Raw genomic sequence first — 8,306 nt, forward strand, 5'->3', positions numbered from 1 at the left:
GGACGCAAGATGCACAAGGCCCATCCGCGTGAGAGACAGCCCAGTTGGTTTGAGTTATTAGTATTAGTACAAAATAAATGTAATGTAGATTCTTTGAGAGTAGCTCGAATCTTGATTCCCAGAGTAGTAAATTGTTGTTGTAGCAAACGTTCAATTGCTGCCACATCTCCCCAACTTGCCCATTCTTGTAGCATCAGATCGGGCGGAGTTAGATCCACCCGCAACATCCAGTCCGGTGCAGTTTCACCCTGAACAAGTAGAGAAATTAGAGCTTCATGGAAATCTTTGAGTTTTAACTCTCGGAGCTTTTGCGCGATCGGTTCTGCCAACAGAGATGGTGCTGGACTATAAGCTGCTTCACAGGAGACCCATAAAATTTTATGGGTTTTCAATTCAGGACTTTTGGCAGAATCTTCTGATTGTGGGGTAGTTTCTGTTAATTTTTCCTTAAGTTGTTTTTCTCGAATACTGACATTTACAGAAACCCCTAACTCACCTAAAACTTCACTAAGATAACTAGCAATTGCATCTGGATGGCCATATTGGGCCAATCTTTGATAAGAAACTGTAAGGGGAGAATCAAGTAAATATTGGTCTGATTCTTCTGTATTCTCTGACTCTATCTCTAATTCATTTAGCTGTTGTGATTCAGTAACAGAAAAATTTTCTGGGTCTAATTTTGGTGATAAAACCAGTTCTGAATAATCTAATGTGTCATTTGTCAACACAGATGCTTTGTGGGGAGTTGAAAGTAATTCAGAGGCATTGTGATTAATATCTAGTTTCGGAGATTGTCCAGCAGTGACTTTTGTCAGATGTCCTTCCGGTAAAGTTTGGCTATCACTTTGATTTTGTGGATATTTTGCAGGAACAAGATAATTAGACTTCGAGAGAGTATTAACTTCTGAATCAGAGGAATTAGAAGGAGTATTTACCTGTTGAGTCTGAGTTGCTACCTTATTACCATCAAGTTTTACTGTCCAATCAGGTCTCCTGCGACCTAAAGTTCGGCCACATAGAAACATCTGGTAAATCCGAGGTTGATTAGGAGGTAGTAGAGTTTCTAGATCGATCTTACCCAGTGCTTGAGAAAACTGGGCTAGGGCAAAGTTCATTTCTGGACATTTTTCCGCTTCACAGAGAATATGTAAATGATTGCCACGCAATCTTACTTGCACTTGTACCTCTGGAAGTCCCAGAGCTTTCTGTGCCCAATCTCCTAAAGGAGAGCGATTTTCCGTCAATATAGTTTTATTCCCTTTCATCTTCTCCTGTTTGTGGGAGACTCCCTTGCTCGGCTTAACTATTTGTTAGTGACATTTTGGACTGTAGCGCATAAACATTTTGACATTTTCCCGACGCTGCTCTACGAGACAGCGCGGGATTCCCTAACATCGCTGTTAGGGGCTTTCTGTTTCATAGCACCTGCCTTCCGAGACTTACTCTCTTCGGGTCTTACAGTCACTCCACAGACTGACACTGCGAGCCCCGCAGCCTTCTTGGTGGGCGTTCCCTTGCGTCTAACCTCTTCCAGAGGAGCTTCGCTAACGCCGACGCGGGTTCCCATCCGCAAAATATTTATCGAAGCGTTAACATCACGGTCATGGTGAGTTGCACACTCTGGACAATCCCACTCTCTAATGTTTAGAGGTAATTTTTCTACTATATGTCCACAATTAGAGCAACGCTTAGAACTGGGGAAATATCTGTCTATTTTGATTAATTCCCGTCCATACCATTGAGCTTTGTATTCTAATTGCCTAACTAATTCTCCCCAGTTAGCATCACTTATTGCTCTGGCTAACTTATGATTCTTAACCATGTTTTTGACTGCCAAATCCTCAACCACTATCGTTTGGTTTTCTCTAATTAGCTGGGTTGTCAGTTTGTGGGTATAGTCAACTCTTGAATCCTTAATCTTTGCGTGTATCCTAGCTACTTTAAGTCTAGCTTTTTGATAGTTATTAGACCCCTTAGTTTTTCTAGATAGAGACTTCTGAGCTAACCTCAGTTTTTTGTGTAACTTCTGAAGATTCTTTGGGTTGGCTACTTTTTCTCCATCACTGGTAGTTAATAGGCTGGCGATTCCTAAATCAATGCCTACTTGCTTCTGAGTTGGCTTGAGTTTTAAATCTCTGGTATCATTAAATCTCAAAGATACAGACCATCTACCACTTGGGTCAAGTTTGATGGTTATCGAAGTGAGTAGACAGTTTTGGGGCAGTTGCCTACTCCATCTAATAGGTAACGGTTCTGCACATTTGGCCAAATATACTTGACCATTTCTCCACTTAAATGCAGACTTTGTAAATTCGGCACTACCACCATTTCGTTTTTTCTTAAAATTAGGATAGTTAGATCGTCCACTAAAAAAATTGGTGAAAGCAGTCTGTAGATGTCTTAAACTTTGTTGTAATGGTACACTGCTTACTTGTGCTAGAAAATCCAAGTCTTCCTGTTTTTTCCAGTTGGTAAGCATAGCTGAAGTTTGCTTGTAACCTACTCGCTCTTTCCTCTCATACCAAGCTTGAGTTCTTGCTGCTAAAGCTTTGTTGTAGATGAGGCGTACACAACCCAAAGTTCTCCGCAACAGATTTTCCTGTTCTGGAGTTGGGTAAAATCTGAATTTGTAGGCTTTTTCAACCATCTACTGTTGTTTGCTGAATCAATTATTACACTCTAACATAGAGTGTGTAAAACCACAATATTGATTGGCATTCCCATAGGACGCTCCCTTACAGGAGAGGGCGGGTATAAATGCCAACATTTAGATAAGTTCTAGCGTATACACTTACTGAGGTAATATCAATGCAATCCTTCCGAGAAAATTCCTCTGAAAATCCTACACTAAAAACTCCCAGTTGGAAAATTTCCTCAGATATTTTACTTAGCTTGGCCACTGGTCCGGTTTTATTAGGTTTATTGGGTAATAAAGCTATTAATGAATTATTGCCAGAAATTGGCCTCTATAGTGAGGAAATATTCCGGGGCGATCGGCTACCAATGCTTAATTTTCCCCAAAATAAATCAGATTCCTAATTTTATTTAACTATATTCTATATTAGAGTTTCAAAAGATTCCGAAGATTTCTTCAACTCAAGGTTAAGGATGGAAAACTGCCATCCTTTTCAATAGGTTAGCTAAAAGCCTCTACTGCTATGTGATTAATTAACAAAAAACATTGCTGAAAGGCTAGCTATCAAAGGGCTACTTGACTCCCAGGTGTATTATAAACATTTAAATCCCATTTAATGAGTCAGGACTTACGCAAAAGGTCAAGTTATACACCATCTGTAGGGGCAAACGGCCGTTTGCCCCTACTATACATAGTGTTTGTGCATAAATCATGTGAGTGTAACAGAATCAAACAATACATTTATTTTGATATCAGTATCTACTAAGGAATAGGTAATATGAGCTCACTACTAAAATCAGAGCAGACAACGCTAGCACAAGGGGTTAACAATGCCTCGACTAAAGCTTCCAGTATGTTTCTGAGTAATCGAATTAAAATAATTGAAAATTTGTGGGAATTAGTGCTAGAGCAAGAGTGCGGCCAAGAGTTGGTAAGCATACTCCAGAAGATGCGCTTGGTTAATTCTACAGAAGGACAAGCTTTTAACTTTCTGGACTCAGAAATTGTACAACTTATTGAACAGTTAGAACTCAAAGATGCAATTCGGGCAGCTCGAGCTTTTGCTTTATATTTTCAGCTAATAAATATTGTTGAACAACATTATGAACAAAGGATTCAACAACAAGCTTATTCTAAGAACAAAGGTCTGGGAAAACTAATATTTAAAGACGATGAAACTAAGGAAGGTGAAGCTTGTTCATTGCGAGTTGGAAGTATTCCAATATGGAGCGATAACAGAAGTAAACCTGAAGGAGAGGGGACATTTCATTATCTATTTCCCTTACTGCGGACTCTGAACGTACCATCTCAATTAATTCAACGATTAATTGATAACTTAGATATCCGTCTAGTATTTACAGCACATCCTACAGAAATTGTACGTCATACAATTAGAACAAAACAGCGGCGCATTGCCAAAATTTTCCAACAGCTCGATCTAATAGAAGAAAGTTTTTCAGAATTTTCTGGAGATGGAGAACAGGAAAATTCAGTGGTTTCATCTTGGGAAGCAGAATCTCTCAAGGAACAGTTAACGGAAGAAATTCGTTTGTGGTGGCGTACAGACGAACTACACCAATTTAAACCTACTGTACTTGATGAAGTAGAAACAACTCTTCATTACTTTGAAGAAGTGTTGCTTGAAGCTACGCCCAAACTATACCAAAGGTTTAAGCAAGCTCTCCATGGTTCTTTCCCTTACTTAAAACCACCGACTTTCAATTTCTGTAAGTTTGGCTCTTGGGTGGGAGCTGACCGGGATGGTAATCCTTTTTGTACCCCAGAGGTGACTTGGCAAACAGCTTGCTATCAACGCAAGATAGTGTTAGATAAGTATATAGATAAGATCGATTCCCTGATCGAACTTTTAAGTTTGTCGCTGCATTGGAGTGATGTTTTACCAGAACTGCTGGATTCTTTAGACCGCGATCAATTGCAAATGCCCGAAGTATACGATCAGTGGGCAATTCGCTATCGGCGAGAACCCTATAGGTTGAAGTTGTCTTATGTGAGAAAGCGTTTGGAAAATACTCGCGATCGCAACTGGCGCTTGTATAATGGTGATTCTCTCCAGAGGGAAATGGAAGTTCTCTCCCAACGTCGAGAAACAGCAGCAGTTTATCGTTCTGGTCCGGAATTTCTAGAAGAGTTACTACTAATTCAACGTAATTTGAGCGAAACTGGTTTAAGCTGTAGTGACTTGGAAAGTCTCATTTCCCAGGTAGAAATTTTTGGCTTCAATTTAGCACGACTGGATGTCCGTCAGGAGTCTTCTGTCCATGAGGCTGTAATTAATGAAGTTACTGAATATTTACAAATTCTGCCTAAACCCTATATTGAAATGTCAGAGGCAGAACGCACTGAGTGGCTATCAACAGAGTTGCCTACTCGTCGCCCACTAATTCCTACAGAACTACCTTTTTCTGAGAGGACTTGCGAAATCATTAACACTTTCCGAATGCTGCGACAGTTACAGGTAGAGTTTGGCCCCGAAATTTGCCAAACTTACATTATTAGTATGAGTCGTGATGTCAGCGATTTATTGGAAGTGTTGTTACTAGCTCAAGAAGCAGGACTTTATGACCCGGCAACTGGTGCAAGTGAGATTCTGGTTGTGCCTCTGTTTGAGACAGTGGAAGACTTAAGAAATGCTCCCAGGGTTATGCGCAATTTATTTGAATTGCCTTTGTATCGGGCAGCACTTGCTGGTGGATATAATAAATTAGAACCGCAAGCAGACTCATCTGAGTTAGAGACTCTTTTGCAAGAAGTGATGCTTGGTTACTCAGATAGTAATAAAGATTCTGGGTTCCTCAGTAGTAACTGGGAAATTCATAAAGCTCAAAAATCTTTACATGAAATTGGTCAGGAATATGGTATTGCATTGCGGATATTTCATGGACGTGGCGGTTCGGTAGGACGTGGTGGTGGTCCTGCTTACAAAGCTATTTTGGCTCAACCTGGTAAGAGTATTAGTGGGCGGATTAAGATTACCGAACAAGGTGAGGTGCTAGCTTCTAAATATTCTCTGCCTGAATTAGCCATGTATAACTTAGAAAATGTCACTACTGCAGTTATTCAAGCCAGTTTGCTACATACAGGGTTTGATGAAATTGACACCTGGAATGACATTATGGAAGAGTTGGCAGTGCGATCGCGCACTCATTACCGACACCTGATTTATGAACAAGAGGATTTAGTAGAATTTTTCTATCAAGTTACCCCGATCCAAGAAATTAGTCAGCTACAAATTAGTTCTCGTCCAGCTCGGAGGAAAAATGATAAAAAGAAGACAATTTCTGGTTTACGGGCAATTCCTTGGGTGTTTAGCTGGACTCAAAGTCGCTTCTTACTACCTTCTTGGTATGGGGTAGGAACAGCTTTACAAGAGTTTGTGCAAAAGCGACCAGAAGAACACCTGAAACTTTTGCAGTACTTTTATCTAAAATGGCCATTTTTTACCACTGCAATCTCTAAAGTAGAGATGACTCTAGCGAAGGTAGATTTGCAAATGGCTCATTATTATGTCCGAGAATTATCTAACCCAGAAGATAGGGAAAGATTTGAGACGTTGTTTGAGCAAATTTCTACTGAATATAACCTGACACGGGATTTAGTTTTACAAATTTCTGGCAATCAACGACCTTTAGATGAAGAGCCAGATTTACAGCGTTCTGTGCAGTTGCGGAATGCTAATATTGTGCCTCTAGGTATGTTGCAGGTAGCTTTGTTGAAACGCTTGCGCCAGCATGATACAGGTACGCCAGGAGTAATTCACTCTCGCTATAGTAAGGGTGAGTTGTTACAAGGAGCTTTGTTGACTCTCAATGGTATTGCGGCAGGAATGCGGAATACAGGTTGAGGAGTAGAGGAGTAGGGGAGTGGGGGAGTAGGGGAGTGGGGGAGTAGGGAACAAAAGCAGTCGAAGGAAAGAGCGCGGACATATCAAAAGCTTGATTTTCCTTCTTTCTTCTTCCTTCTTCCTTCTTCCTTCTTCCTTCTTCCTTCTGCTATTAAATTAGACTTTCTGAGCAATCTGAAGTGCAGATAAGTAAGAAAGGTTTATAATATTGCCATAATATTCTTTTAAAATTGTACTCAATTTTTCAAATAAAGTATTACGTTGCTTTGCATCCATTGCTATATAAGGTGATAAGGTGCTTAAAAGTGCTAGATAATCATCAATATCATAAGTTACTTCACATATTAATTCTTCGGAAACTAAGTTTTGAAACTTACCAGAGTCAATAACCGCATTTCCTATACTACTAATATTTTTTTGATGAGTTGCGATCGCTTCATACCCTTTTACATCAGATGCATAGGTTTGATAAACTGAATCTAATAATTCCCGATAAATATCTTGACTTGGTTGGGGTGGAGTATTCCAAAGTAAAACTAAAAAGCCATTGGTTTTTAAAGCTTCAGCAGTTTTCGCATAACGAATTTCAGGCGATACCCAGTGAAAAGAAGTAGCAGCAAGCACTACATCAAACTGATTCTTTTCTAATTCCCACTCTTCAAAAGTAGTGTTGATGATTTTCACTCTTTCGTAGTGGGCACAATTTTTCACAGCTATTTTATAAGATTCTGAATTTGGTTCTACGCATATCATAGAAAAACCAAGATCGGCAAAGCTAGTTGTTGCTGTTCCTGTAGCACAGCCTATTTCTAAAATCTTAGTATTAGAAGAAAGTTGAGCTATTTCTACGACACGATTAGCTAATGGTTGGGGATAACGAGGTCTAGTTCTATCGTAAGCATCTGCTATTTGGCCATACCAATTAGATTTCTGTTCCAGGTTAAAGTCTTGATACCAGTTATTTTTGGATGAGGAATCAGACATAATTGTTTGAATTGAAATATTCATATTTGTATTTTAGGTTAGCCTGACAATATCCGGGAATTATCAATTTGATTTTCTGTTGTTTGAGTGTCAAAAAAAAACCCCCACCAATGAAGGCGAAGGTTATCTATACAGGGTGCATGTACTATTTCTTTTTCCCATATTCTTATCCTTAATCCGGGAATTATCAATTTAATTTTCTACTTTTTTAGTGCAAAAAAAACCTCCACCAATGAAGGCGGAGGCTATCTATCAGGGTGCATGTACTATTTCTTTTTCCCATATTCTTATCCTTAATCCGGGAATTATAAATTTGATTTTCTGTTGTTTTTGTGCAAAAAAAAACCTCCACCAATGAAGGCGGAGGCTATCTATCAGGGTGCATCTACTATTTCTTTTTCCCATATTCCTATACTTAATCCGGGAATTATCAATTTTATTTTCTGTTGTTTTTGTGCAAAAAAAAACCTCCACCAATGAAGGCGGAGGCTATCTATCAGGGTGCATCTACTATTTCTTTTTCCCATATTCCTATACTTAATCCGGGAATTATTAATTTAATTTTCTGTTGTTTTTGTGCAAAAAAAAACCTCCACCAATGAAGGCGGAGGCTATCTATCAGGGTGCATCTACCATTTCTTTTTCCTATATTCTGATACTTAATCCGGGAATTATAAATTTAATTTTCTACTTTTTTAGTGCAAAAAAAAACCTCCACCAATTATGGCGGAGGCTATCTATCAGGGTGCATCTACCATTTCTTTTTCCCATATTCTTATCCTTAATCCGGGAATTATAAATTTGATTTTCTGTTGTTTTTGTGCA

The 8,306-nt window shown here is 39.2% G+C and carries 4 protein-coding genes and 1 pseudogene; 2 read left to right on the top strand and 3 right to left on the bottom strand.

Features of this window, described 5'->3' with window-relative positions:
* Both F6K54_RS09880 and F6K54_RS09885 read right to left on the bottom strand, forming a co-directional pair.
* Positions 1–1,244 (bottom strand): annotated as a pseudogene (locus F6K54_RS09880) (hypothetical protein); the annotation flags it as partial.
* A gap of 122 nt (positions 1,245–1,366) precedes the next feature.
* A complete protein-coding gene (locus F6K54_RS09885) occupies positions 1,367–2,647 on the bottom strand; it encodes an RNA-guided endonuclease TnpB family protein (RefSeq protein WP_293076965.1) in 1,281 nt (426 codons plus the stop codon).
* 161 nt (positions 2,648–2,808) lie between these two features.
* Here F6K54_RS09885 and F6K54_RS09890 point away from each other — a divergent pair, with 161 nt between their 5' ends.
* On the top strand, positions 2,809–3,039 hold the full coding sequence (locus F6K54_RS09890) for a hypothetical protein (RefSeq protein WP_293076967.1): 231 nt from the start codon (positions 2,809–2,811) through the stop codon (positions 3,037–3,039).
* A 374-nt stretch (positions 3,040–3,413) separates the two neighbouring features.
* Positions 3,414–6,497: a phosphoenolpyruvate carboxylase gene (gene ppc / locus F6K54_RS09895; RefSeq protein WP_293076969.1), complete on the top strand. Its 3,084-nt coding sequence runs from the start codon at positions 3,414–3,416 to the stop codon at positions 6,495–6,497.
* Positions 6,498–6,653: 156 nt separating this feature from the next.
* Here the strand turns inward: ppc and F6K54_RS09900 are convergent, their stop codons facing one another.
* On the bottom strand, positions 6,654–7,505 hold the full coding sequence (locus F6K54_RS09900) for a class I SAM-dependent methyltransferase (RefSeq protein WP_293076971.1): 852 nt from the start codon (positions 7,503–7,505) through the stop codon (positions 6,654–6,656).
* Positions 7,506–8,306 lie beyond the last annotated feature (801 nt).

It is taken from the genome of Okeania sp. SIO3B5 (assembly GCF_010692555.1).
In the GTDB taxonomy this organism is placed as follows: Bacteria; Cyanobacteriota; Cyanobacteriia; order Cyanobacteriales; family Microcoleaceae; genus Okeania.

Coding starts and splice junctions, on each gene's coding strand:
- ppc (WP_293076969.1), top strand. CDS start 3,414: ATGAGCTCACTACTAAAATCAGAGCAGACAACGCTAGCACAAGGGGTT.
- F6K54_RS09900 (WP_293076971.1), bottom strand. CDS start 7,505: ATGAATATTTCAATTCAAACAATTATGTCTGATTCCTCATCCAAAAAT.
- F6K54_RS09885 (WP_293076965.1), bottom strand. CDS start 2,647: ATGGTTGAAAAAGCCTACAAATTCAGATTTTACCCAACTCCAGAACAG.
- F6K54_RS09890 (WP_293076967.1), top strand. CDS start 2,809: ATGCAATCCTTCCGAGAAAATTCCTCTGAAAATCCTACACTAAAAACT.